A 24,080-nucleotide genomic window follows, 5' to 3' on the forward strand; every position below is an offset into this window, starting at 1 on the left:
ACGACCGGTGAAACAGCTCAGCTCTCCGTTGCTGTGGCTGCGGAACGGTCCGGATGAGGTCCAGAGCCTGGCTGCGGGCCTGGACCTCGTTCGGAGCGCCGCGCACAGGGACGCCAGCCACGCGTGGCTCTGCATGATCGCCAACGGCACCGCGCACTACCTGTCCACCTACGCGACGACGGACCTGCTGTCGAGGTGGTACGTGGGCGACAACGAGCTGTACGGCGTGGTCGCCCCGGTCGGGCGGTTGCGGACCGGCACGGATGGCGGGCTGATGCTCGACGGGTGCTGGCGGTTCGGCTCGGGATCTCACCGGGCTGCCGTGATGGCGATGGGGTGCGAGCCCGTGGCGGGCCGGCGCACCACCGTCCTCGTCGACCGGGGCCGGCTCGAGGTGGTGCACCCGTGGGAGGGGCCGGGGTTGCTCGCGACCGCCAGCCACACCCTGCGGGCCAGCGGCGTCCACGTGTCGCCGACGGACGTGGTCGACATGACCGACGTTCCGGCCGGTCGACCGGTCGGCATCTATGCCGATCCGGACCTGTTTCTGGCGAACATGCCCGGGGTGGCGATCGGCCTCGCCGAACGGCTGCTGGCGCTGCTCGGCCCCGGGCCGGTGCCCGGTGCGTGGCAGGCCACCTACGCCGACGCGGTCGCCCGGAACACCCTGGCCCGGCGTGGCCTGACCGGGATGCTGCACAGCTTCGACGCGATGGCCCGGGCAGGGCGACTCGGGCTGTTCTCGCCGGCGTTGCGGCAGGAGTTCCTGCTGATGTTGAGCGCCAGCTACCACATCGGTCTGGATGCCGCGCTCGCGCTGGCCGAGGGCTGCGACTCGACGGATCCGGAGCTGCGGCGGCAGCTGGAGCAGGCGCGCATCGACATCGCGACCATGCGGCCGCACGCGGCGATGCGACCGTCCAGGTTGGTCAACGCAAGGCCGGCCCCGGAAGGGAAGTCCCGATGACCGCGCCGCCGCCGCTGTCGACGCCGGGTTGGTGCCTGCTTCGAATTCCGGTGCTGCCGGCGGCGCCGGATGCCGCCGCGCCCGATGGCCTGGCGCAACAGCTACTGGAGTTGGCCGTCGACTACGCGACCGTGTTCCAGCGCGCGGCGGAGGAGGACCGGGACTGGCAGGACCCGGCGACGCGACTGGCGGTCTACGGCAGCCGGGCCACATACCGGCCCACCCCGTTCGGCGTGTTCAGCTTCAGCCTGCTTGCCGAGATCGACGACGAGGGTGACGGCGCACCGGCCACCCGGCTCGAACTCGGGACCGACGTGCGGCTGCGCCGCCTCGACCTGCCGCGGCAGACCGGCGGATGGTTCGTCAACCCCTCCCTCGCCGCCGAGCACGGTCGGTGGTCGTACCTGCACCCGGAGAAGGGCGGGGTCACCTCGATGTCGGACGCACCGGGCGCGCGTCAGCTCGCGGAGCGTCTCGCCGCACAGCTCGCCGCCGCGCCCCGGTCGGCCGGGGAGTGGGCGGCCGTGCTCGGCGACGAGGCCCAGTTCGACCTCGGCGTACGCCGGGATCTGCTGCTGCCGGAACATGTCCCGCCGGTACTGGTCGATCCGGCCGCGCCGCCCGCCGCGACCGAAGCGGTCAAGGCGGCGCTGACCGCGGAGCGGCCGTTCCGGGACGACCAGTTCGTGGACGCGTTCAGCGAGGTCCGGGCCGGACTGCCCCGCGCGGGCGCGACGGCGCTGCTCGACGGGGCCGCTCAGCTCATGGAGGCACCCTGGCGACCGGGGCGACTCGACGAGGTGCGTGCCCATCTTGCCGGCGGCTACAGCGGCGGGGCGGTGCCACTGGTGTGGCTGCTGACCGCTCCGGTGGACCACCCGCTGGGCAGTTGGCGGCGGCCGGAGGCCGAGGTCGAGAACGCCCACCGCCTGGACCCGGCACGACGACTCTTCGTGCCGCGGGTCCGTCGCGACAGCGGCGCGGTGCGGTGGTGGCAGGAAACGCTCACGCTGGACCAGTGGCGGGCTCGGCGCCCGTCACCGGCCGAGGACGCCACAGTGGTCACCCAACCGCAGTACGGAATGGCCAACGGCGCGCTGTTGGCCGAGCCGGTGGCCGGCGCGGACGCCTGGCTCAAACTGGTTCTGCCGGGCTTCTCGGCTGGGCCCGGCGCCCGGCTCAGTGAGCAGCTGGGAATTCCGGAGCCCGACCTCGGCGCGGCGGTCCCCGGCTGGCTTCCGGTGGAGATCGGGTGGGTCCCGCCGGACCGGCGTGCGCCGCTGGTCCGCCGGCCGGAGAGCGGGCTGCCCCGGCTCAGCCTGAACCTGCCGTACCGTACCGGTGACCTGCGACTGGCGGATCTGGCCGTGACCATGTTGGCGGGGCGGCTCCAGTTGGTTCACCGCTCCGACGGACGCTACGTGCAACTGCGCTGGGACAGCCCGTTGACGTTGAGCAACAGGTTCAACCCGTGGTCGGTGCAACTGCTGGGGCTACTGCTGGACGAGGCTCACGGCCCGGCGCTGGCCGCCGATCCGAGCCTGTGGGCGCCGCCGGGTGGGATGACCCCTCGCATCACCGCCGGCCGCTGCCTGGTGGCCCGGCGCAGCGTGGTCCTGGACGCGCAGCACCGCGCCGATCTCGTGGGGCTGGCCGAGGATCCGGCACAGTTGTGCGACGTGCTGGCGGAGGTGGGGCTCGGACCGCAGCTGGAGGTGAGCGAGGGACCGGACGCCACCATGCGGTTGGATCTCACCGACGCCACCCAGCGGTGGTGGTTCGCCCGGCGGCTGCGTCGCGAGGGCCGGCTGACGCTGCACGAGGCCCTGCCGGTGGCGACGCTTGTCGAGTCGGAGCTGGGCGGGCACATCCATGACGTGTGGGTGCCGTGGTCGCGGCCTGATCCGCAACCGGTGCGGCCGATGTCGCGGACCCGGCTGGTGGACCGGCAGCCGGCCGCGGACCCGACCTGGACCAGCTGGTTCGTCTACGCCCCGGAACGGGTGGTGGAGCTCTGGCTGGCGCGCCCCGAGGCGATGACGCTGATGCGCCGGGCGCAGCTGTTCTACATCCGCTACCACGACGAGCGGCCGCATCTGCGGTTACGCGTACACGACGGCGCCGACGCCGAGACGCTCCTGGCCGACCTGCGCGCCCACCTCGCCGCGATGGTGCCGCAGCAACCCTGCGACGTCGACCTCCGGACCTGGACACCGGAGGACCACCGGTACGGCGGCGCAGCGAGCCGGGCCGACGCCGTACGGCTGTTCTGCGCCGACTCCGCCTGGTGGGCGCAGCGGCTCGCGGCCGGCCCGGACCAGGCCGGCCGGTACGCCTTGGCGGTCACCCGGATCGCCGCCTGGTGTCAGCAGCTCGCGGGCGAGGAGCGGGCCCTGACCCTGCTCTGCGACCTGCGCGGGCTGGACCCCCGGCTACCCAGCTCGCGGGCCCAGCGGGAGTGGATGGCGACCTTCCGGGCTGCCCGGCCGGGCCTGGAGCAGGCCCTCGACGCCGCGCTCGCCGAACAGGAGCCGGCCCTGGGCTATCTGACCGGTCTGGACAGCGATGCCTACGCCACGGCGCTGAGCAGCCTCATCCACATGAGCGTCAACCGTGGGTTGCCGCTCGGGCGGGCGGTGCGCCGCGAGCCGGAAATCGTGCTGGCGGCGGCACGGTTGTTGAAGGGTCGGCAGGCGCGGGCGATCCGAAGCAGACCAGTCGATGGCTGAGGCCGATGCCGCCCGGCGACTGCTGCGCCGACTTGTCGTCGAGCTGCGGCAGCGGGGGCACGCGAGTCCGGAGGCGATGGCCGCCCTCGCCCTGCTCGCATCCCGGCTGGGTCAGCGGGCCCTGGCGGCGTCGCTCACCGAGTTGGCCGTGCGGGGCGGGCAGGTGCCCGACTTCCGGGTCGGCTGGCTGCGCCACCGGCTGGTGGGTGAGTGCCTTCCGCCCGGCCCCGGACACGCCACGTGGTTGGCCGGGACCCGGGCGGAGGCGGTGGAGCTGGGCGATGCCTTCTACCGGTACCACCTCGATGACGGTGACGTCGATCTGATCAACGGCGCGGGTGGGGTCGGGATGGCGCTGTGGGACCTCGCCGACGAGGCGGCCCGTGCCAGCCTGGTGCAGTCCCTGACCCAGGTGGCACTCGCCATCTCGGCGCAGGAGTCGCACGGTCTCTACCACGGCCGCAGCGGCGGCATCCTGCTGCTTCGGATGCTGGGCCGCCGCTACGGCCAGGACCGACCGATGACCGCGGCGGTCGACGCGCTGGTCCGGCATCTGGAGCAGTTGCCCCCCGACGTCCTCGACCGCGGCTGGTTGGGCGTCGGCGGCGTCACCATGTGTTATGGCCAGCCCGGGATGCTCACCGCGCTGGGGCCGGAGGTCGACCCGGGGGTGCTGGCGGGCTTCATCAATGCCTCGATCACCGGTCCCGCCGTCCAGCGGCTGGACGAGCTGCTGGCCGACCCCGGCTCCGACGTCACGGTCTGCCACGGCCTGGCCGGACTGAGCCTGGTCACCAAGCTTGCCCCCGGGTGGCGGGAACTGGTCGGCCCGGACCGCCGGGCGCGGTTGGCAGCCCGGCTCGCCGGTCACCTGGACGAGACCGATGACCGGACGGTCACCGCCGTCTTCGACACGCCGCTCAAGCTGTCGCTGATCGAGGGGACGCTCGGCGTGGCGTTGGCGCTGGCGGAGACCGAGACCACGTCGCGGCCGTGGTGGGGAGTCTGCGTGAGCCTGGGTGACGGGTCCGCCGCAGGGACAATGGGGAGCAGCCGATGACGGCGACGTTACAGATCGAAGACAACGACTGCGGTGTGTGGGCACTGGTCGCCAGCCTGCGCATCCAGGGACATCAGTTCTCCGAGCCGGCGTTGCGGGATGCGCTGGCGACCCGTGGCGCCCTGTCGCTACAGGACCTGCGGGACACCTGCGCCGCGGTGGTGGGCGTGCGGTACCGCGGCCGGCGGGACTTCCCGTTCGCCGAACTCACCCCGGGCACGATCATCCACCTACGCGCCGACCACTTCATCACGGTGGAGCGATGGCGAGGGCGGCGGGTACGGATCTACGATCCCTCGGCCGGATACGGGTGGCTGACCGAGCCGGCCTACCAGGAGCAGGCCAGCGGCTGGGTGCTCTCACCGCCCGTGCGGGAGCAGGAGGCCGGGGCGCCTCGACGTCCCCGGGCGGCGGGTCGGGCCGCCTGGTTGTGGCCGATGGTGCGCTCCGGGCAGGTCAGGTTCCGGCAGGTCGTGCCGATCCTCGCGATGAGCCTGCTGCTCTACACCGGCCTGACCCTGCTCAACATGATCCTGCTGCCGTACCTGAACGAGGTCGCCGTCGGCGGCACGGTTGCCACGGCCACCCTGGTCACCGCGTTGGTGGCGTTCAGCGTCGTGGTCAGCGCGCTGTTCTGGGTCCGACATCGGCAGCTGACCTCGCTCGGACTGTCGTTCGACCGGGCCATGCTCCGCGAGCTGGTCGACCGGTTGACCCGTACGTCGGCGCGGACCGAGATGACCTCGGGTGATGTGCTGCACCGGGTGCAGAGCGCCCGCGCCGTCCGGGAGGCCGGCACCGGCCTGGCGCTGTCGCTCTTCACCGACGCGGTCGCCGTGGTGATCCTGCTGGCGTTCATGGCGACGATGTCGCTGCCGCTGACCGGCGTGGTGGCCGGTGTCGCCGCGCTCCACATCGTCCTCACCGTCCTCGGGCGGATCCCGATCAACCGCCGTTTCGAGGAGCAACTGCGCCTCGACGGCGAGTTCCAGGATCTCCTGATCAGCATCTGTGAGGGGTTGACCACCTATCGGGGGCTCGGGGCGGTCTCACACCTTGAGGCCGAGCACTCCCGGCGGCTGGACCGGCTGCAACGGTCGGTCCGTGGGCTCGAATATCGGCTGGCCTGGGTGTACGGGCCGAGCAACGCCCTGCGGTTCGCCGGCCTGTACGTGATCCTCGTGGTCGGCTCGGTGCTGCTGTCGGCGGGCCTGGTCAGCACCGGAGAGCTCTTCGGGTTCCTCACCCTGGGGGGTACGGTGCTGTTCTCGATCACCGCGATCGCGCAGAGCCTCACCAACGCCGCCTCGCTGGAGCGGCAACTGCGTTACGTGACGAGCCTGTTCACGTTGCCGGTCATGGAACGGGGCGCCCGCACCGAGCCGGTGCCCGGGGCGCCGGCGGTGGTGCTGGAGGGGGTTCGGGTGCATCGCCCGAGGGAGCGCTTCGACCTGCGGCTGGACCTGCGGGTGGAGCGGGGCGAGACGGTGACCGTCAGCGGTGTGAGCGGAGTCGGCAAGTCCACGATGGCCCAGATCGTCAGCGGCCTGGACCCGGTGCCGGCCGGGCAGGCGACCGTCTACGGGGTGCCGCTGGCGGACTGGGACCCGGATCGGCTCCGCCCACTGGTGTGTTACGTCCCGCCCCGGTCCGACTTCCTGCACACGACGATCCGGGACAGCCTCTCCAGTGGGGCGGCCGACGTGACGGACCAGGAGATCCACGACCTGCTCGCCGAGATGGAGCTGACCGAGGTGATGCGTCCGTTGCGGCTCGGGCTGCGTACCAGGATGCGGATCAACGCCTCGACCTTCAGCGCGGGAGAGGTGCAGCGGTTCGCGTTGGCCCGGGCGCTGCTGCGCCGACCGTCGCTGCTGATCCTCGACGAGGCGACCAACTCGCTGGACCGGGACCTGGAGCTGCGGCTGCTCGTCGAGGCGAAGCGGCGGGTGGAGACGCTTCTCGTGATCAGTCATCGCCCGGTCGGTGAGCACCTCGACAGCCGGCACGTGCGGATCGTCCGTGACGATACCGGCGTGTCCCGGCTGGAGCCGACGGTGAGCGCGGCGGTTGTCGGTGGCTGAGGGAGTACGTGGTGTGCACGCCTACTGGCAGCTGCCCGGCACGCTGCCCCGGGCCTACCAGCAGCTGTCCCGGGTGACCTGGCTGCTGAGCGTTCTCTCGTGGCAGCGGTACGCCGGCCCGATCACGCTCTACGCCGACCCGCCCACAATGGAGTGGCTCGACCGGCTCGGCTGGCTCGACCGCTATGACCAGACCGAGACGCTGGACGACCGGGGCCTCGACCGGCGCTACGACCGGGTGGCCTGCTTCGCGTTGCCGAAACTGCTCGCGCTGGACCGGTATCCGGACGCGGTCCTGGTGGACACCGATGCCTACCTGTACACCCGGCTACGTCTGCCGGCCACCGGATCGATCTTCGCGCACCTGGAGCACGGTGACGCCGACTTCTACTCCCGGCTGCGGGAGCTGCGCAACCCCGCCGGGGTGGAGCTGCCCGACTCGCCGTCGACGGTCGGCAACACCTCACTGTTCCGGGCGGCCAGCCCGCACCTGGCGCGTCGGATCAGCCACGCCGGGCTAAGCTTCCTGGCCGGCAATCCGACCACCCCCGGCCGCGACGTGCACCTGCACATGACAGTTGCCGAGCAGGTGCTCGCCACCCATCTGACGACGGTCGCGGGGCAGCGGGTGGTGAACCTGTTCGACGCGCTGTGGTGCCCGCGGACGCTGCGCTGGCTCACCGATCCGCCGCGCTACGGCCACCTGTGGAACCTCAAACGAGGAGCGCCGGCGGAGCACCTGCTCGCCGCATACGTGTCAGTCACCCACACGCTCCGGGACGAGTACGGGGTTGCCCCGGACCGGGTACGCGCACTGCTGGAGCAGACATGATCTCGACCGAGTTGCTCGATCGGCTGGCGAACACGGGTGCCGGGCTGGCCCGCGCCGCCGGATCGACCGTACCCGGTGGGCACGTTCCGGACTGGGTGCTGGAGCCGGAGTCGACGGCCCAGCTCGTCGCGCTGGTCAGGATGCTGCACGACGGCGGCGTCGCCTGGCGGGTGGACGCCCGCGGCCGCAACTGGGGATACGACGACACCCGGGTCGCCGCCCCCGGGCTGATCGTCCGGCTGGCCCGGTTGGACCGGCTGGACCTCGACGTCGAGCTCGGCCTCGCCACGGTGCAGCCCGGGGTGACCTTCGCCCAGCTCGACGAGGCGTTGCGGCGGGCCGGGGCCCGTTTCCATCTGCCCGAGCCGGGCTCCGGCCCGCACACCTCGGTGCTGGGCAACGCCCTGGAGCGTGGCCTGCTGGCCGGCCTGGGCGAGCGGGAACGCCACTGCCGGGACTTTCTCCTGTTGAGCCGCGACGGCGAACTCACGCGTCTGGGCTGGCCGGACGCCTCCGACGAGCGGGTTCGGCGGGCGCTGCCCTACCCACCTGGCCCGCATCTACAGGGGACACTGTTCCAGACGGCCGGGTACGGACCGGTGGTGGTGGAGCTGACGCACGTGCTGCCGGTGGCGGCCGCGCACACGGTCACCCCGGTGCTGCTCGCCGGTGCCGAGCTGACCGAGGAGCTGCTGCGTTGTTGGCGGGACATGCTCCTGGACGAGCTGGTGGCCTCCACCGTCCTCACCTCGCCGGCCCGCCGCCGTGCCCAGGGCGTCACCGGCGGCCACGACGGGCTCGTCCTCGACCTGTACGTCACCGCTGGTTCGCCCGCGATGCTGCGGGCCAAGGCCGCCGACGTGCAGCGGCTGGCCCGCCAGCACGGGCAGCGGCTGGCCGCCCGACTCGGCGGCAACTACGACGACCTGGGCATCCTCGGTGGCAACCGGGACCATCCGGAGGCGGTCGGCCAACTGTCGCAGGGGCTGGAATGGCACACCGCGGCGCTGCCGTTCGCCCCGTCGGTTGTCGCCGCCTTCGCCCGCGCCGTGCGGGCGGACCCGGTGCTGGTGGACGTCCCGTGGAGCCTGCGCCCGCTCGACTCCCGGGCGTTGGTCTGGCTCGCGCCTCTCGTCTACCGCAAGGACGACCCGGACAGCGTCGCGCTGCTGCGGCGCCGGGTGGCAGCCGTCACCCGGCTCCGTGGCGAGTTCGCCCTCCCGGCCTACCGGTCCGGCGCGGTACGGGGCGATCGGTGAGCCATGTCCTGGTCACCAGCGTCCACCGGATCCATGCCGGCCGCTCCGGGGAGGCTGTCCACCTGCGCCAGCTCACCGGGGCGCTGCGGGCCGCCGGCGAGCGGGTGACCGTGCTCGACGGTCCGATGGATCCGGGTGGGGCCGACACCGGCCACGAGGCCGGGCTGCGGTCGCTCGCCGGGCGGCTGGACACCCTGCTGGCCCGGGACCGGCCCGACGCCGCCCTGCTCTGGGGGCATCAGGGCGAGGAGACCGGGCTGGCGCGGCGGCTGGCGGCGGCCCACGTGCCGACCGTGCTGGAGCATCCGGCCGCAGACCTGGTGCCCGTGCCGGAGACACTGCGGCTGGTCGACGAGGTGGTGGTCCCGTCCGAGTTCGCCCGGCGGCTGTTCGTGTCGCAGTCCGGCCGCCCGGCCCGGGCCATCGAGCCGTGCCTGCGTGGCTGCGACTGCTCCGCCGCGCCGCCCCGCGACCCGGAGCGCACCGGGCCGTACCGGCTGACGTTCATCAACCCGGAGCCAGCCAAGGGCCTCGGGGTCGTGCTGCACCTCGTGGCGGCCGCCGGTGCGGCGAAGCTGCCGTTCCGGTTCTGCTTCGTCGAGGGGCGGTGGACCGCGGCCCACCTCGCCCGGCTCGGCATCGACCCGGCGAACCTGCCCGGGGTGGAGATCATCGAATACCGTGCCGACATCTGCGCGCTCTACGCCGAGACGGACCTGCTGCTCGTGCCGAGCCTGTGGCAGGAGAGTTTCGGGATGGTCGCCCGCGAAGCCGTGATCCACGGCGTGCCGGTGGTGGCCACCCGGGTCGGCGGGCTACCGGAGGCGGTCCGTACCGGAGGGGTCTGCCTCGAACCGCCGGAGTGCGGCGACGGCTACCAGGTCCGGATGACCACGGCCGAGGTCAGGACCTGGCTGGCGGCCGTGGTCACCGCACTGCGCGGCACTCGCCGGCCTCAACCGGAGCTGCTCTCCCGGGCCACCTCGGACACTGTCCGGGCGTACCGGGCGGTGCTCGGCTCGTCGCCGGGGTGAGTGCGTCCGGCGGCCCGGACCACGGCACCGACGATCACCGCCGCCGGCCTGGTCCAGCCCCGCTCGTTCGCCGCCGCCACCACCGCCGCCAGGTTCGCCTGCTCCTCGTGGAGCCAGTCACGCGGCGCGGCGAGCAGCCTGTCCAGCTCCGCCGGTGAGAACAGTGGCCGGGACCTGCCGCGCGGTGACGGCTGCCGGGCAGCCATCCGCCGCGCGTGCGACGCCGTCAGCCGGTGCGCGGCCTCCCGCGCCAGGAAACTCCAGCCGTCGACCGCACGCGCCAGCGCCTGGTCGGCGGGGACGACGCCGTGCGGCGGTTGGTCCGCGGCGGTGGTGAGCGCGTAGGTCCGGACCAGGTCGGGGAGCACGTAGCGGTGCGGGCCGAAGCTCTGGCGCGGCACCGGCGTCAGCAGGTGGGAGCCGACCAGCTCGTCCAGGGCCTGCATCGCCTCCCGGGGGGCCAGGCCGGCGCAGACCGTGGGCGTCCAGTCCGGGATGGTGGCGGTCGGGAGGACGGCGACCCGGCGCAGTGCCAGCCTCGCCGCCGCGCTGAGCCTGCGGAACGATGGTGCGAGGGCGTCGCGCATCGAGCCGTCGTCGCTGCCCAGTTCGTCGAGCCGGTGCTGCGGGTCGCGCAGCAGCGCCACCAGGTCGGCGGCCCACCGGCCGCGGTACATCCGGCGGGCGGCGAACCACAGGGCCAGCGGCAGGCCGTCGCAGAGGATGGCGAGCGCCCGGACGGCGGCCGGTTCCGCCGCGAGTCGATCGGGCCCGAGATGACCGGCGAGGATGTCGAAGCCCTGCACGTGCGACACCGGTGCCACCAGGTGCCGGTGTGCCCCGGGGAGGTCGAGCTGCCAGCGGCTGGTGACCAGCACCGTGCAGCCAGCCCCGGCCGGCAGCAGCGGGAGCACCTGGTCGGCCGCGCCGGCGTCGTCCAGCAGCAGCAGGCAGCGCCGGTCCGCGAAGAGGCTGCGCAGGAGCGCGGCCCGTTCGGCCGGCTCGACCGGGACTGCGGCGGCGGCGACGCCCAGCGCACGGAGGATTCCGTCGAGCACCTGGTCCGGATTTCGCGGCTGACCGCTGCCGGCGAGGTCGACGTAGAGCTGGCCGTCGGGATGGGCGACGGCGACGGCGTGGGCGACCTGGAGCGCCAGGGCGGACTTGCCGACCCCGGGCATGCCGTGCAGCAGCGCGACCCGGGGCCCGGCGTCCACGGGGCGGTCCGGGTCGCTGCCAAGGCGCCGGATCAGGCTCGCCAGCTCGGCCTGGCGCCCCGCAAAGAGCGGCGGCGCGGGCGGCAACTGGGCCGGCCGTGGCTGGTCGGCGACGCGTGGGGCCGGCGGCTCGCCGACGGTGAGGTGGTCGGGATCGGGTGCACCGACGACGTCGAGGCTCGGATCCTGCCGGAGCATGGCGTGCTCCAACTCGCGCAGGAACGGACCTGGGTCGAGCCCGTGCTCGTCCACCAGCAACTGGCGGCCGTGCCGGGCCACCCCGAGCGCCTCCGGTTGCCGGTCGCTCCGATAGAGCGCCAGCATGAGCTGGCCGCGTAGTCGTTCCCGAAACGGATGCTCGGCGACGTACTGCGTCAACGCCGAGATGAGGTCGCGGTGCAGACCGAGCTGGAGCTCAATGTCGATCAGCCATTCCAGGTCGGTCAGCCGGGTCTCCTCCAGCCGTGCACGGGCCGGGGCGACGAACGCGGCGACGGCCCCTGCCAGCGCCGGGCCGCCCCAGAGCGCCAGCGCGTCGCGCATGAGTTTTCGGGCGCCCGGAAGCCGGCCGTGATCGCGCTCGGCTCGCGCCAACTCGGCAAGCTCGGTGTAGGTCGCCAGGTCGAGTTCGTCCGAGGAGAGGTTCAACACGTAGCCGCCGGCCCTGGTGAGCAGCGGGAGGGTCGCGTCGCCGGTTCGTTGGAACGTCCAGCGTAGCGCCGAGATCTCGGACTGCACCTGCGCCCGCGCGGTGGCCGGCGGCGTACTCTCCCAGATCGCCGTGGTCAACTGGTCGACCGACACCACACGGTTGGCGTTCAGCAGGAGGTGGGCGAGCACCGCCCGCCGGCGGGGCCGGGCCACACCGACCGGCTCACCGTCCGCGGTCGCGCCGACCGGACCAAGCACTGTGAACCGTATAGTCATGCCGTTACCCGGAGGGATTCGTCGGGTCTACGAAGAAGGTAGGTGCGGGTGGCGCCCGGCAAGCGGGTTGACGTAGGTCAATGCCACTTCGTCCACTGAGAACGCCAGAAGTGCCACGATCGCAAACAGCGCGCCGCGCAGTCCGCGATGTGCGCTAACGGTATGTGCCGTCATCGATAAACCTCAAGTATCCCGCCGACTCGATGTCACCCTGCTCCGAGACGTGTCAGAAGTTCAGGCTCGGGAGTCTCGACGACCCCGACGCTGTTCCATCGATGGTACGACCGACTGCGTATATTCGGCGTACAGGCTGGGCACATGCGGTAATCGTCTGTGCCGTCGCGTCAATGCGCGGCGGATGCCGACGGTGGCGATCAAGCATATGAGCCCGATTAACGGTGACGGTCCGACCGGCCCGGTCGGGGCGCGTTCAGTGGTCGCGTGGGTCTTCGGAGTATCGCTCTCCACTGGACGGCATGCCGACCGCGTCGCGCGGCGGCATCCGGCGCGGGTCGTCGAGCGACCTCGCCTTGGCCGCCTCGTCCGCCCACTCGCTCCGGTCGGGATTCTGCTGTCCCGCGTCGTCGCCCCGGGCCGAGCCGGACTTCGCCTTGCCGGATTTCTGGCGGGCCATAACGTCCCTTCCGTTCGTCTACCGGCCGGCGCGGTGACCGTCCCGGTGCCTGGTCGGATGTTGCGGTGGCCTTCCCCCGCTACGCGCCGGCAAACCCTGGCCGGCCAGGATCAGCGCGGAAGGCGGGCCGACAGGCAGGTGGTTGAGTCCCGTACCGCCGGGTAAGGCCGACAAAGCGGCGCTCGGCGGCATGGACCGGCTGCCGGCCGGCGACAGGCAGGAAGTAGTCAAAGGGAAGTAGTCAAGGGGAGCAGCCAGGACGCAGCCAGGGAGGCAGTCGGATGGATACCCGGAGGACCGAGACCACGATCCCGGCGGGAGGCGGACGACTCGTCGGTGACCTGGTCGTCCCCGCCGGTGCGCGCGGGTTCGTCCTCTTCGCGCACGGCAGCGGCAGTTCCCGGCACAGCCCGCGCAACCGGATGGTGGCCGAGGCGCTGAACCGGAGCGCGCTGGCCACCCTCCTGGTCGACCTGCTGACCGGGGACGAGGAGGAGATCGACGACCGGACCGGTGAACTGCGCTTCGACATCGGCCTGCTCACCGGGCGCCTCGTCGGCATCGTCGACTGGCTGGCCACCGGCGAGCCGGCCGGCCGGCTGCCGATCGGACTCTTCGGGGCCAGCACCGGCGCCGCCGCGGCGCTCTCCGCCGCCGTGCAACGCCCCGACCAGGTGTACGCGGTCGTTTCCCGGGGCGGCCGCCCGGATCTGGCCGGCGCAGACCTGCGCCGGGTACGCGCCGAGACGCTGTTGCTGGTCGGCGGGCTCGACGACGAGGTGCTGCGGCTCAACAACCGGGCACTGGCCGACCTCGACGCCGGGGCCGAGCTGCGGGTGGTGCCGGGCGCCAGCCACCTCTTCGAGGAACCGGGCACCCTGGACCGGGTAGCCCGGGAGGCGGCGGACTGGTTCGTCACCCACCTGCCCGGCTGACCGGCGCCACCGGTGGTCGGCGGCGGCCTGCCCTGACGCCGATCCGCGGTCCGCGGTGGGCGGCGAGCCGACCCGGCCAGCCTGGCGGTCAGTTCAGCCGAGGCGCAGGCTGGTCGGTGATGCCGGAGTGGGTCGGTGCCGGCGGTCCCGATGCCGGGTCGAGGGGTAGCACCGGGAAGCCGTCCGTGCGGTAGCAGAGCTCGTCGGAGGTGATGATGCCGACCTCGTGCTCCGGAAGCTCGGCCAGCCAGCGCAGCCCGGACTGCCCCATCGCCACCCCGGCCGTCGCGTACGCGTCGGTGCGGCCGAGATCCGTGCCGACCACCGTGACCGAGGTGAGCGCGGTGGCCGGTGCACCCCGGTACGGGTCGATCACGTGAAAGCCCCTCTCGTACGTGCCGGAGGTGGCGATCGCGAAGTCGTTTCCGCCGAGCGTCCAGCAGATCCTGTCGTCCTGCCAGGGGTGCCGGATGCCGATCCGCCACGGTTCACCGGGGCGGGGTCCACCCCGGGCCCGGATGTCCCCACCCGCGTTGATCCAGTGCGACCGGCAGCCGGCGGCCAGGAGCCGGTCCGAGGCCACCTGCACCGACCAGCCCTTGACATAGCCGGACGGGTCGAACCGGCCGGTGGCGTACGCGTCGAAGTAGCCGTCGGTCTCCCGCCACAGGTCGGCGCAGGCCTCGACCACCAGCCGCAGGTCGGCGGAGCAGTCCCCGATGGCGAGTTCGCCCCGGTGGAAGCGGTTGACCTCGCTGTTCTCCTTGTAGGTGCTGAACCGTTCGTCCACCTCACGGAACCAGTCGAACGTCTGCTCGGCCAGCGCCGCCAGACGCCGGGGCGGCAGCGGATCGGTGAGCTGCACGCTGATCGGCGTACCCATGATCTGTTCGACCCTGCGCAGCCCGGCGGTACCCATCGGCCTCGACCTCTCAGGCCTTCGCCTTGTCGAGCGCCGACTGCAGCGACGCCTTGTACGCCGCACTGGTCAGACTCGCCCCGGAGACCGTGTTCACCTTGCTGGCGCTCGTCGCCGCCAGCGTCTGCTGCCGCAGCTTGGGGATCGCACCCTCGTTGATCCCGGCGCTGGTCGGGTCCTCGTCGGGATAGGTGGCGTCGGCCTTCGTGATCTTGCCGCCGGAGACGGTGATGGTCACCTTGATGGCGCCGTAGTCGTAGTTGGCGGTCGCCCCGGTGAAGGTGCCGTTCTTCAACCCGCTCGCCGGTGGCTTGGCGGCGGCGTTCTTCGCCGGTGGCGCGCTGGTCTTCTTCCCGGCCGGGGCCTTGGCCTCCGGTGTCGGGCTGGCGGCGTCACCGGTCTCCTCCTCCAGTGCCACCTGGGTGCCGGGATCGGCGGTCGAGGTGCCGAGCTTGGCACCGATCAGCAGGCTGGTGCCGATGGCGGTGCCGAGGACGGCGAAGGCGGCGCGGCGCACGAGGGTACCTCCGTTGCGGGGTGGTGGCGGGGTCCGGGCTCAGAATTCGAACGGGTCGAGGTGGAGTTGCCGGCGCGGGACGCGGAGCTTGCGCATCGTCCGCATCGAGACGTCGACCAGGCCGGGCGGCCCGCAGAGGTAGACGTCCCGGCGACGTACGTCGGGCACGAGTTCCCGCATGCCCTTGGCCGTGAAGAGGTGCCGGGGGGCCGGGTCGTCGCGCGAGCCGATGACGTACCAGACCTGGGCGTTGCGGGAGCGGGCCAGGAAGTCCAGCTCGTCGCGGAAGAGCAGCTCCTCCTCGCTCCGGGAGCGGTAGATCACCACGGTCTGTTCGGGCAGGTCCTCCAGCAGTGCCCGGATCGGTGCGATGCCGCTGCCACCGGCGATGAGCAGCGCACGGGGCCGGATCGCCCGGTCGGCGGTGAAGACCCCGGACGGCCCCTCGGCGAAGATCCGGGTGCCGGGCTCCAGGTACTGCAGCGCCTCGGTGTGGTCACCGACCACCTTGACGGTCAGCCGGAGCCACTGCTCGTTCGGCGCGGCCGAGAGCGAGAAGGGATGCGCCTGCCACCAGCAGCCCTTGGTGAGGAACCGCCACCGGAAGTACTGCCCGGCCCGGGCGTCCAGCTCGTCGAGGCGGTTGCCGGAGATGTAGATCGACACCATCTCGTACGCCTCCGGCACCACGTCCTCGACGCGCAGCCGGTGCCGCAGGTTGAAGGCGATCGGCGAGATGATCCGTCCCCAGAGGACGCAGACGATGACGAAGACGTAGAGACCGGCCCAGAAGTACTGCCCGAAACCGGGCTTCGACAGCTCCCGGCCGGTGGCGAACTGGTGACCGTAGCTGAGGAGCAGCACCAGGTAGGTGCTCAGGTGCAGGTAGTACCAGAGCTCGTAGTTCATCATCCGGCGGATCGCCCGGATGGCGAGCAGCGCGATGCCGACCAGGATGCCGGTGGCCACCGTCGCGCTGATCATGTCTTCGTACGTGCTCAGCAGCGTCCAGGTGCCCTCGACGATCGGGGTGTTGGTGAGTTTGCTGTAGCCGACCGCGATCAGTCCGGCGTGCGCCAGGATGGCGAGCAGCAGGAAGGCGCCGAGCTCCCGGTGCCAGATCAGCAGCGAGTGCGCTCCGATCCAGCGTTCCAGCCAGCGTACCCGGCTCATCAGCAGCACCTGGGCGAGCAGCAGGAAGCCGCCGACCATGCCGGTCAGCCGGCCACCGGCGATCAGGATGTCGGCGGTGGTCCGAATCGAACCGTCCGGGGTGTTCAGCCACCAGAGCTCGACGCTGGTGGCCAGCGCCGACCAGAAGACGATGTGGAAGAAGAGCCGGCCGCTGCGGTCGTAGGGCTCGACCTCGGCGGTCTCCCGGTGCCGGGCCGCCTCCGCCGCCCCGCTGATCGGGTTGGGCCGGTATGCGGGAGCCTCGTCGGCGTACGACCGCGACTCGCGGTCGCGCCCCGACTGGCGGCCGCGCCTGGCCTCCCGGTCGCGTCCCGACTCGCCGTCGCGTTCCGACTGGCGGTCACGTGCCGGAGTGGACCAGGAGTCGTTCGCCGGGGCCGACCACGCGTCGTCCGTACGTGTCGGCTCGGCCGGGCGGCGGTATCGGTCGTGGTCGTCGTAGGGTTCGCGGTCCCGTCCGCGGGGCGGCCGGTCGTAGAGGTCCTCCGACGGCACCCGGGGCAGCAGGCCGGTCACCCATTCGGTGAGCGGCTCGGCCGTTTCGACATCCCGACGACGAGTCACGAAGAATATGTACCGGTCCGCCGGGCCGGAAACCAAGCCCGGGCGGCCCGCTTAGTTCAGTCTTAAGAATCGCTTGGATGAGGGCTAAGAAAGCGACCCGCGCGGCGCCCTACCCGTCTGCGCGCCCCGCCCCCGCACGGGCCGCGAGGGGGCGGAGCGCCGGTGCCGACGCGCGTCGCACCCTCGGCCGCCACGTCGGTGACGGACTCGGTGCTGGACATGCAGAGTGGACGGTGCGGTGCTCGGCGTTCGGTCGGGTGCCAGAGGAACCCCTCTGGCACCCGAAGCCCCGAACGCCGACCCCCGCGACCGGCCCGCCCCCCGCAGGCCTCTAGCAGCTTGGGGATGCCCACCACACGATCGCCACACGATTTCCACACGCTGCGTCGCCCGATGCCCGATGCGCGGCCGTACGCTGGCCGGAGAGCGTAGTACGGTTCCATGTCCGTGATTGGCCTGCGCTTCATGGGAGACGGCGAGTGAGGTTCGGGGTTCTCGGGCCGCTGCGGGTCTGCACGGACTCCGGCACCGAGGTGCTGCTGCGCAGCCGGCACCAGCGCACCGTGCTGGGTGCGTTGCTGGTGAGCGCGGGAAAGGTGGTCACGGTCGACCGGCTGGTGGAGACGCTCTGGGCCGACCGCCCGCCGGCCTCGTACGCCTCCAACCTGCAGACCTACGTCTCCCGGCTGCGCGACCGGCTGCCCGGCCCGACCATCGAGCACCGCAGCGACGGCTACCTGCTGCGGGTGGAACCAGACGACCTCGACGTGCTGGTGTTCCGGCGGGAGATCGCCACCGGCCGCGCGGCGCTGGCCGCCGGCGACCCGGTGCTGGCGGCACAGCGGTTCCGGCGCGCGCTGCGGCAGTGGCGCGGCCGTCCCCTCGCCGACCTGACGCTGCCGGCGCTGGAGCCGGAACTCGCGCAGTGGGAACTCGAACGGGTCGGCGCCCAGGAAGACTGCGTGGACGCCGACCTCGCGGCGGACGGGGACCTCGGCACCGTACTCAGCGACCTGCATCGGCTGGTCACCGAGCACCCGCTGCGGGAGCGCCCGTACGGGCAGTTGATGGTGGCGCTGCACCGCGCGGGACGCCGGGCCGACGCGCTCGCCGCCTACCAGCGAGCCCGGGAGATCCTCGTCACGGAGCTGGGCGTCGAGCCCGGGCCCGAGCTGCGCCGGCTGCACCAGGCGATCCTGCGCGGCGAGGAGCCCTCGACCGGCGGGGCGGGTGACCAAAGGGTGCTCCCGGCCCGGTCGCCGTTCCCGGTCTGCCAGTTGCCGCCGGCCCTCTCCGGCTTCGTCGGCCGGGCCGGCAGCATCGACCGGATCGAGCGGATGCTGGAGCCGGAGGCGGGCGCCGTGCCGGTGGTGGCGGTCTCCGGACAGCCGGGCGTCGGCAAGAGCGCGCTTGCGGTCACGGTGGCACACCGGATCCGGGACCGGTTTCCGGACGGTCAGCTCTTCGTGCACCTGGCCGGCGCCTCGGCCGCGCCACGGGACCCGGCCGCGGTCCTGGCCGACCTGCTCCGGGCGCTCGGCGTACCGGGCTCGGCGCTGCCCCAGAACCTCTCCGCACTGGCCGCGGCGTACCGGGCCCGGCTCGCCGACCGGCGGGTGCTGGTCGTCCTCGACGACGCCGCGACCGCCGCGCAGGTCCGGCCGCTGCTTCCGGGTACGCCCGGCAGCGCCGTACTGGCCACGAGCCGGCGCCGGCTGACCGGGCTGATCGATGCCCGGCACCTGCCGGTACACCCGCTGACCGACGAGGACGCCCAGGCCCTGCTGGCCCACGTGGTGGGTCCGGAACGGGTGGCGGAGGAGCCGGGTCAGGCGGCCAGGATCGCGGCCGCCTGCGGCAACCTGCCGCTGGCCGTCCGGATCGCCGGCACCCGGCTCGCCACCCGCGCCTGGCCACTGGCGCTCCTCGCCGACCGGCTCGACGACGAGCGGCAGCGCCTCGACGAACTCGCCGCCGGCGACCAGCAGGTCCGGGCCACCCTGGCGCTCAGCGTGCAGGCGCTGCCGGCGGCGACCCGCGAGGCGTTCGGCCTGCTCGGCTCGCTCGGTCCGGTCAGCTTCGCGGCGTGGGCGGTCGCCGAGTTGCTGGACGGCGCCGATGCCGACCGGGTGCTCGACGAACTGGTCGAGGCGAGCCTGCTGGAGGTGACCCGCCCGGCCGACGGCGGTGAACCCCGCTACCGCCTGCACGACCTGCTCCGGGTCTACGCCGAGGAACTCGCCGCCGCCGAGCCTGCAGGAGACGGCCGTGGGCCCGGCGACCGTACCTCCGGCCGGGCGGGTGCCGGGCGTGGGCGGGAGGCTGCCCAGCGGCGGCTGGTGGGGGCCGCCGCCGCGCTGGCCGGATCCGCCGCCCGCCGGCTGCCCCGGACCCTGACCTGGGCCCGCCTGGAGCAGGCGGCTCCACCGGTACGCCCGTCCCGGGCCGCCGAGCGCGCCGCCGAGCGCGCGGCCGCCGATCCGTTGAGCTGGTTCAGCGCCGAACTCGACTTTCTCAGCGGCCTGCTCGGGCTGGCCGCGGAGTGCGGCGCCGAGCGGAGCGCGATCGACCTCGCCGAACGACTCGCCCCGTTCTGCTGGGTACACGGCCACTGGACGGAGCTTCAGGCGGTGCAGCGGCTGGCCCGGCAGGCGGCCGAGCGGCTCGGTGACGACCGGGCGGTCGCCCGGGCCGACTTCGTCAGCGGCGTACTGCAGTTGGCCCGGGGCGACCTGGCCGGTGCCGCCGAGCGGCTGCGGGACGGCCGCGACCGGTACGAGCGACTCGCCGACCGGCACGGCCTGGCGTGCCTGCTCAGCGACCAGGCGGTGCTCTACGACTACCAGAACCGGGCCGAGGAGGCCGCCAGCACGGCGGAACGGGCGGTCGCGCTGTTCCGGGCCGAGGACGACCCGCTCGGCGCCCTGCTGGCCGCGCCGGTGCTCTCCGCCGCCTATCGAGGACTGGGCCGGCTCGACGAGGCGCTCGCCGTGGACGAGGCGGCTGTGGCCGGGGCCGACGAGTTGGGAGCCGCCGAGATCGTCACCGCCCGGTGCCTGAACGCGCTGGCGGTGACCCGGCTGCTCCGCGACGAGCCGGCGCTGGCGTACGCCGCCGCCGAGCGCGCCGTGGCGCTGCTGCGTACGGTGAACGACCGGTACGTGCTCCTCGCGGCGCTGCGCCATCTGGCCTCGGCGGCGGTCTGCCTGGGCCGGCGCGCCGAGGCGGTGCACCGGCTCCAGCAGAGTCACGACCTGGCGGTGCAGTTGGGTGACCGGCCCTGGGCCACCGGGCTGGCCCGGGACATCGCGGTGAGCTGGATCGGCGACGGGCGGGCCGCGGCAGCGGTCGAGGTGCTGCACCGCGCTGCCGTGGCCTTCGAGGAGATGAGCATGCCGTCGGCCCAGGCGGCGACGTTACAGATGTTGGCCCGGGCGTACGACGAGACCGGCGACCGGGGCGCGGCCCGGGACGCGCGGTTCTGGGCGGGGATGATCGGCGATCCTCGGGACACCCGGACTCCGGCGCTGGCCGGCATCGTGCTGCGGCTTGCCGACTCTCCTGGACTGGTCAGCAGCGGCTCGTGACCGGGTCGGCCCTGGCCGGATCGACCGTCGGCGCGGCGTAGCTCGGATCGGAGGTCGGCGAGGGGGCGGAGCGGCGCGGAAACGTCGTACCGAATCGGTAGTTTTGGCAGGTGAACCGTACCGATCGGCTTTATGCCCTGGTGGAAGAGTTGCGTGCGGTCGCACCCCGACCGCGCAGTGCACGCTGGCTCGCCGACCGATTCGAGGTCGACGCGCGCACGATCAGGCGGGACATCGGCGCCCTACAGGAGTCGGGCGTCCCCATCTATCCCGAGCTGGGCCGGACCGGCGGCTACGTGCTCGACCGGGCCTACACGCTACCGCCGGTCAACATCACTCCGCGGGAGGCGATCGCCGCCGCCGTCGCCCTGGAGACGATGGCCGACACCCCGTTCCTCGACGCGGCGCGGTCCGTGCTCAACAAGATTCTCGCGGTCATGCCATCCTCCGATGTGGAGGCGGCGCGCGAGGTCGCCGGCCGGATCCGGTTGACGGCCCCGGCACCCGAACCGGTGGCGGCGCCCGCCCGGCAGGTGCTCCGGGCCGCCGGTGACGCGCTGCTGAGCCGCACGGTGCTCGCGATCGAGTACGTCGACCGGCACGGCGCCATCTCGCACCGGTCGATCGAGCCGGTGGAGCTGCTCGGCGCGGGCCGACTGTGGTATCTGGTCGGCTGGTGCCGGCTCCGCCAGGAGGTGCGCGGGTTCCGGCTGGATCGGATGCGCCGGGCGGCGGCGACCGACGAGACCGCGCCGCCCCGGTCGATCGAGCCCGCCTGGCGGGCCGGCCCCGACGTGCCGGCGACCCGGCTGCAACTCCCCGGACGAGCGGATTCCTCGAAAAAAGCGGACAGGATGCTGTCCTGACCGGAGTCCAGGATGGTGTGCGACGAGGCCGGCCCGGTGCCGAGACGAACGGGGGGACCGGGCCGGATCACCGCCCACGGGAGGACTCTCGCGATGACCATCAACACCAACCACAGCTCGGCCGTGGTCCCCGTCGACTTCCGGCCGATGCTCTGGCACAACTGGATGGCGCTGCGCAACGGCGACCGCTCGCTCGTCGAGGAGATCCTCGCGCCCACGGTCCTCGCCCACCTGCCGGTGCCCGGCGGCTCACCGGAGCAGGTCCGGGGCCGGCAGGCACTCGTCGCCTGGGTGTCGGACCGGCACGCCGGCTGTCCGGACGCGCGGCTCACCGTCGAGGTCGGCCCCATCATCGGGCCCGACCTCATCGCCGGCCGCTGGACGCTCACCCGGGCCGGCGACGACCCGGCCGCCGTCTGTCCACATCGGCTTCTTGTCGCCTGTTCCGGGGTCGACATCCTGCGCATCCAGGATGAGCACATCGTCGAATACTGGAGCCACGACGACAGCGTCCAGGTGGAGCGTTGCCTGACCTACAGCGTCGCGTGACGACCCGAAGCGGGGGTGTGGACCTCTTCCCGGGCCCACCCCCGCTCCCGTCCCTTTCCGGCCGACGATCAGCTCCGGCCGACGATCAGCTCCGGCCGACGATCAGCGTCGGCTACCGGGACGGGACGTTTGACCGGTGGCGGGACGGGTAGCCCGGCGCGGGCGACGAAGGGGGAGGCCGTGCGGATCGGCATCGTCGGTAGCGGGCACGTCGGCGGGACGCTGGCCCGGTTGTTCAGCGGGGCCGGACACGAGGTGGCGGTGGCCAATTCGCGCGGTCCCGACACCCTTCGCAGGTTCGCCAAGGAGGTGGGCGGTCAGGTGCGGCCGGCCACCGTCGAGGAGGCGGCCCGGTTCGGCGAGGTCGTCGTGGTGTCGGTCCCCGTCGGCCGGTACGGCGAACTGCCCGCCGCGCCGATGGCCGGCAAGACGGTGATCGACACCGGCAATTACTACCCGGAGCGGGACGGCAACGATCCGGATCTCGACCAGGACCGGACCACCTCCAGCGAACTCCTCCAGCACCACCTGCCGGAGGCGAGCGTGGTGAAGGCGTTCAACACGATGCGCTGGGAGCACCTGGGCGAGTACGGCCGGCAGTCCTCGGCGCAACGGCGCTACGGCATCCCGGTCTCGGGAGACGACGTCGCCGCGAAACGCCGGGTCTTCGACCTGATCGAGCAGGTGGGGTTCGAGCCGGTGGATGCCGGTCGGTTGGCCGAGGGGCGCCGGCACCAGCCGGGCACCCCGGTCTACCTCGCCGACCTGAGCGGCGCCGAGCTGCACAGCCGGCTCGGCGCGCCGTAGGTAGCCAGTAGCGCCGTAGGTAGCCAGCCGGGTAGGACTCGGCGCGCCGTAGCAGGCAGCAGGCGCTCAGAACTCCGGCGCGAGGTCCTGCCCGTCGTCGCGCCGGTTACGGTCGTCCGAGCCCTCGGCGGCCCGCCGGCCTGGCCCCGTGCTGCTGCCGGTCGCAGTGCCGCCGGTCGCAGTGCCGCCCGTAGCGGTTCTGGTGCCCGTAGTGGTGGTGCCGCTGGCGCCGTCGCCATCGCCGTCGCGGTCCCCGGTGCCGTCGTGATCTTCGGTGCCGGCACCGGATCGGCTGCTGCCGGCACCGGCCGGCGCGGCGGAGCGGATGCGGTCCGCCGCCACGGTGCTGACCACGTTGTAGAGGACCGCGGCGATCGGGACGGCGACGAAGGCGCCGACTATGCCACCGAGCAGTGTGCCGGCGGCGACCACCAGTAGCACCGCCACGGGATGCAGCCGGACCTGGCGCTTCATGATCAGCGGTTCGAGGAGATTGCCCTCGGTCTGCTGCACGGCGATCACCGCGGCCAGTACCAGCAGCGCGGTCGTCGGCCCCTTGGCGGCCAGCGCGACGAGTACCGCGACGCCCCCGGCGACCGTGGCACCGATGATCGGCACGAAGCCGCCGAGAAATGTGATCACCGCCAGTGGCAGCGCCAGTGGGACGCGGAGCACGACGAGCGCGATCCCGATCCCGATGGCGTCGATCGCGGCGATCATCATCGTGCCCCGGGTGTACGCCCCAAGCGTGTGCCAGCCGGCCTGACCGGCCGCCGCGACCCGGGCCCTGGAGCGCGCGGAGACCCAGCCCAACGCCCATCGCCACATCGGGCGGCCGTCCTTCAACAGGAAGAACAGCAGCACCAGGACCAGCAGGAGGCCGCCGACCGCCTCCGCCACGGTGGCCGCGCCGCTGACCGGGTCGGGCGCCGACTTCTGCACCCCGTTGACGGCCTGCTCGGTCCACCGGTCGAGTTGCTCGCGGCTGATCGGCAGCGTGTTGGTCACGAAGTCCCGGGCGTGCACCAGCCCCTGGTCGAGCTGCTGAGCCAGGTCGGAGAACTGGTCGGCGGTGAGCCGCCAGATCAGCACCACCACACCGCCGAGCAGGCCGAGCAGCAGCAGGATCGCGGTCAGCGCGGCCAGCGCCGGAGGAAACCGGAACCGGCGCAGCAGGCTGGCCACCGGATCGAGGAGTGCGGAGAGGAAGAGGGTGGCCGCGAGCGCGATGCTCAGCGGCCCGAGCCGGATGGCGATCTGCGCGAGGACGTACGCCCCGGCGGTGACGACGAGCAGGCAGAGGCTGGCCAGTACCACCCAACGCACCAGCCAGGGGAGGCGGTCCAGAAGCTGGCCGGGGCGCTCACCGCTCGACCGGTCGGCCACGTTGCCCATGATC

The 24,080-nt window shown here is 72.8% G+C and carries 18 protein-coding genes; 12 read left to right on the forward strand and 6 right to left on the reverse strand.

What is annotated here, in order from left to right:
- The first annotated feature begins 7 nt into the window (after nt 1-7).
- From ACN28C_RS08505 to ACN28C_RS08535, 7 genes are read left to right on the forward strand one after another with little or no spacing between them, the layout of a single operon-like run.
- Nucleotides 8-967, forward strand: a complete 960-nt coding sequence (locus ACN28C_RS08505; RefSeq protein ID WP_422772980.1) for a hypothetical protein — start codon at nt 8-10, stop codon at nt 965-967.
- The gene (locus ACN28C_RS08510) at nt 964-3,696 is read left to right on the forward strand and encodes a thiopeptide-type bacteriocin biosynthesis protein (RefSeq protein WP_422772981.1); all 2,733 of its coding nucleotides are present in this window, start codon (nt 964-966) and stop codon (nt 3,694-3,696) included. The genes ACN28C_RS08505 and ACN28C_RS08510 overlap by 4 nt, the downstream gene beginning before the upstream one ends.
- Complete coding sequence (locus tag ACN28C_RS08515; protein WP_422772982.1) at nt 3,689-4,756, forward strand: hypothetical protein; 1,068 nt, start codon at nt 3,689-3,691, stop codon at nt 4,754-4,756. The genes ACN28C_RS08510 and ACN28C_RS08515 overlap by 8 nt, the downstream gene beginning before the upstream one ends.
- Nucleotides 4,753-6,840 (forward strand): ATP-binding cassette domain-containing protein, encoded by a 2,088-nt coding sequence (locus tag ACN28C_RS08520; RefSeq protein ID WP_422772983.1) that lies wholly within the window; start codon nt 4,753-4,755, stop codon nt 6,838-6,840. The genes ACN28C_RS08515 and ACN28C_RS08520 overlap by 4 nt, the downstream gene beginning before the upstream one ends.
- 13 nt (nt 6,841-6,853) lie before the next feature.
- On the forward strand, nt 6,854-7,672 hold the full coding sequence (locus ACN28C_RS08525; RefSeq protein ID WP_422772984.1) for a hypothetical protein: 819 nt from the start codon (nt 6,854-6,856) through the stop codon (nt 7,670-7,672).
- Nucleotides 7,669-8,931, forward strand: coding sequence for an FAD-binding oxidoreductase (locus tag ACN28C_RS08530; RefSeq protein ID WP_422772985.1), 1,263 nt, complete (start codon nt 7,669-7,671; stop codon nt 8,929-8,931). Before ACN28C_RS08525 ends, ACN28C_RS08530 begins: the two co-directional genes overlap by 4 nt.
- On the forward strand, nt 8,928-9,965 hold the full coding sequence (locus ACN28C_RS08535; RefSeq protein ID WP_422772986.1) for a glycosyltransferase: 1,038 nt from the start codon (nt 8,928-8,930) through the stop codon (nt 9,963-9,965). Before ACN28C_RS08530 ends, ACN28C_RS08535 begins: the two co-directional genes overlap by 4 nt.
- Here ACN28C_RS08535 and ACN28C_RS08540 read toward each other — a convergent pair.
- A complete protein-coding gene (locus tag ACN28C_RS08540) occupies nt 9,887-12,109 on the reverse strand; it encodes a BTAD domain-containing putative transcriptional regulator (RefSeq protein WP_422772987.1) in 2,223 nt (740 codons plus the stop codon). The genes ACN28C_RS08535 and ACN28C_RS08540 overlap by 79 nt on opposite strands.
- Nucleotides 12,110-12,539: 430 nt before the next feature.
- Nucleotides 12,540-12,743 carry a hypothetical protein gene (locus ACN28C_RS08545; RefSeq protein WP_422772988.1) on the reverse strand — a complete coding sequence of 68 codons (204 nt, stop codon included), beginning with the start codon at nt 12,741-12,743 and terminating at the stop codon, nt 12,540-12,542.
- Nucleotides 12,744-13,024: 281 nt separating this feature from the next.
- Here ACN28C_RS08545 and ACN28C_RS08550 point away from each other — a divergent pair, with 281 nt between their 5' ends.
- Entirely contained in the window at nt 13,025-13,678 is a 654-nt protein-coding gene (locus tag ACN28C_RS08550) for a dienelactone hydrolase family protein (protein ID WP_422772989.1), read from the forward strand.
- 88 nt (nt 13,679-13,766) lie between these two features.
- On the opposite strand, the gene ACN28C_RS08555 is transcribed toward ACN28C_RS08550, so the two are convergent.
- From ACN28C_RS08555 to ACN28C_RS08565, 3 genes are read right to left on the reverse strand one after another with little or no spacing between them, the layout of a single operon-like run.
- Entirely contained in the window at nt 13,767-14,597 is an 831-nt protein-coding gene (locus ACN28C_RS08555; RefSeq protein WP_422772990.1) for an FAD:protein FMN transferase, read from the reverse strand.
- Nucleotides 14,598-14,610: 13 nt separating this feature from the next.
- Nucleotides 14,611-15,114 carry an FMN-binding protein gene (locus ACN28C_RS08560; RefSeq protein ID WP_422772991.1) on the reverse strand — a complete coding sequence of 168 codons (504 nt, stop codon included), beginning with the start codon at nt 15,112-15,114 and terminating at the stop codon, nt 14,611-14,613.
- Between the two features lie 39 nt (nt 15,115-15,153).
- Nucleotides 15,154-16,872: a ferric reductase-like transmembrane domain-containing protein gene (locus tag ACN28C_RS08565; protein ID WP_422772992.1), complete on the reverse strand. Its 1,719-nt coding sequence runs from the start codon at nt 16,870-16,872 to the stop codon at nt 15,154-15,156.
- A 479-nt stretch (nt 16,873-17,351) separates the two neighbouring features.
- Between ACN28C_RS08565 and ACN28C_RS08570 the strand changes: the two genes are divergently transcribed.
- The 4 genes from ACN28C_RS08570 to ACN28C_RS08585 all read left to right on the forward strand — a co-directional run bounded on the left by ACN28C_RS08570 (nt 17,352) and on the right by ACN28C_RS08585 (nt 22,681).
- On the forward strand, nt 17,352-20,459 hold the full coding sequence (locus tag ACN28C_RS08570) for a BTAD domain-containing putative transcriptional regulator (protein WP_422772993.1): 3,108 nt from the start codon (nt 17,352-17,354) through the stop codon (nt 20,457-20,459).
- A 110-nt stretch (nt 20,460-20,569) separates the two neighbouring features.
- The gene (locus ACN28C_RS08575; RefSeq protein WP_422772994.1) at nt 20,570-21,325 is read left to right on the forward strand and encodes a helix-turn-helix transcriptional regulator; all 756 of its coding nucleotides are present in this window, start codon (nt 20,570-20,572) and stop codon (nt 21,323-21,325) included.
- A 93-nt stretch (nt 21,326-21,418) separates the two neighbouring features.
- Entirely contained in the window at nt 21,419-21,874 is a 456-nt protein-coding gene (locus ACN28C_RS08580) for a nuclear transport factor 2 family protein (RefSeq protein ID WP_422772995.1), read from the forward strand.
- 180 nt (nt 21,875-22,054) lie between these two features.
- Nucleotides 22,055-22,681 carry an NADPH-dependent F420 reductase gene (locus ACN28C_RS08585; RefSeq protein WP_422772996.1) on the forward strand — a complete coding sequence of 209 codons (627 nt, stop codon included), beginning with the start codon at nt 22,055-22,057 and terminating at the stop codon, nt 22,679-22,681.
- Nucleotides 22,682-22,747: 66 nt separating this feature from the next.
- On the opposite strand, the gene ACN28C_RS08590 is transcribed toward ACN28C_RS08585, so the two are convergent.
- Entirely contained in the window at nt 22,748-24,076 is a 1,329-nt protein-coding gene (locus tag ACN28C_RS08590; protein ID WP_422772997.1) for an AI-2E family transporter, read from the reverse strand.
- Between the last annotated feature and the right edge of the window lie 4 nt (nt 24,077-24,080).

Origin of the sequence: Plantactinospora sp. WMMC1484 (genome assembly GCF_049315195.1) — a bacterium.
GTDB lineage: Bacteria > Actinomycetota > Actinomycetes > Mycobacteriales > Micromonosporaceae > Plantactinospora.

Bases quoted from the DNA above. Each gene is read 5' to 3' on its own strand.
- ACN28C_RS08510 (WP_422772981.1), top strand. From the start codon at position 964: ATGACCGCGCCGCCGCCGCTGTCGACGCCGGGTTGGTGCCTGCTTCGA.
- ACN28C_RS08515 (WP_422772982.1), top strand. From the start codon at position 3,689: ATGGCTGAGGCCGATGCCGCCCGGCGACTGCTGCGCCGACTTGTCGTC.
- ACN28C_RS08520 (WP_422772983.1), top strand. From the start codon at position 4,753: ATGACGGCGACGTTACAGATCGAAGACAACGACTGCGGTGTGTGGGCA.
- ACN28C_RS08530 (WP_422772985.1), top strand. From the start codon at position 7,669: ATGATCTCGACCGAGTTGCTCGATCGGCTGGCGAACACGGGTGCCGGG.
- ACN28C_RS08540 (WP_422772987.1), bottom strand. From the start codon at position 12,109: ATGACTATACGGTTCACAGTGCTTGGTCCGGTCGGCGCGACCGCGGAC.
- ACN28C_RS08545 (WP_422772988.1), bottom strand. From the start codon at position 12,743: ATGGCCCGCCAGAAATCCGGCAAGGCGAAGTCCGGCTCGGCCCGGGGC.
- ACN28C_RS08550 (WP_422772989.1), top strand. From the start codon at position 13,025: ATGGATACCCGGAGGACCGAGACCACGATCCCGGCGGGAGGCGGACGA.
- ACN28C_RS08555 (WP_422772990.1), bottom strand. From the start codon at position 14,597: ATGGGTACCGCCGGGCTGCGCAGGGTCGAACAGATCATGGGTACGCCG.
- ACN28C_RS08580 (WP_422772995.1), top strand. From the start codon at position 21,419: ATGACCATCAACACCAACCACAGCTCGGCCGTGGTCCCCGTCGACTTC.
- ACN28C_RS08590 (WP_422772997.1), bottom strand. From the start codon at position 24,076: ATGGGCAACGTGGCCGACCGGTCGAGCGGTGAGCGCCCCGGCCAGCTT.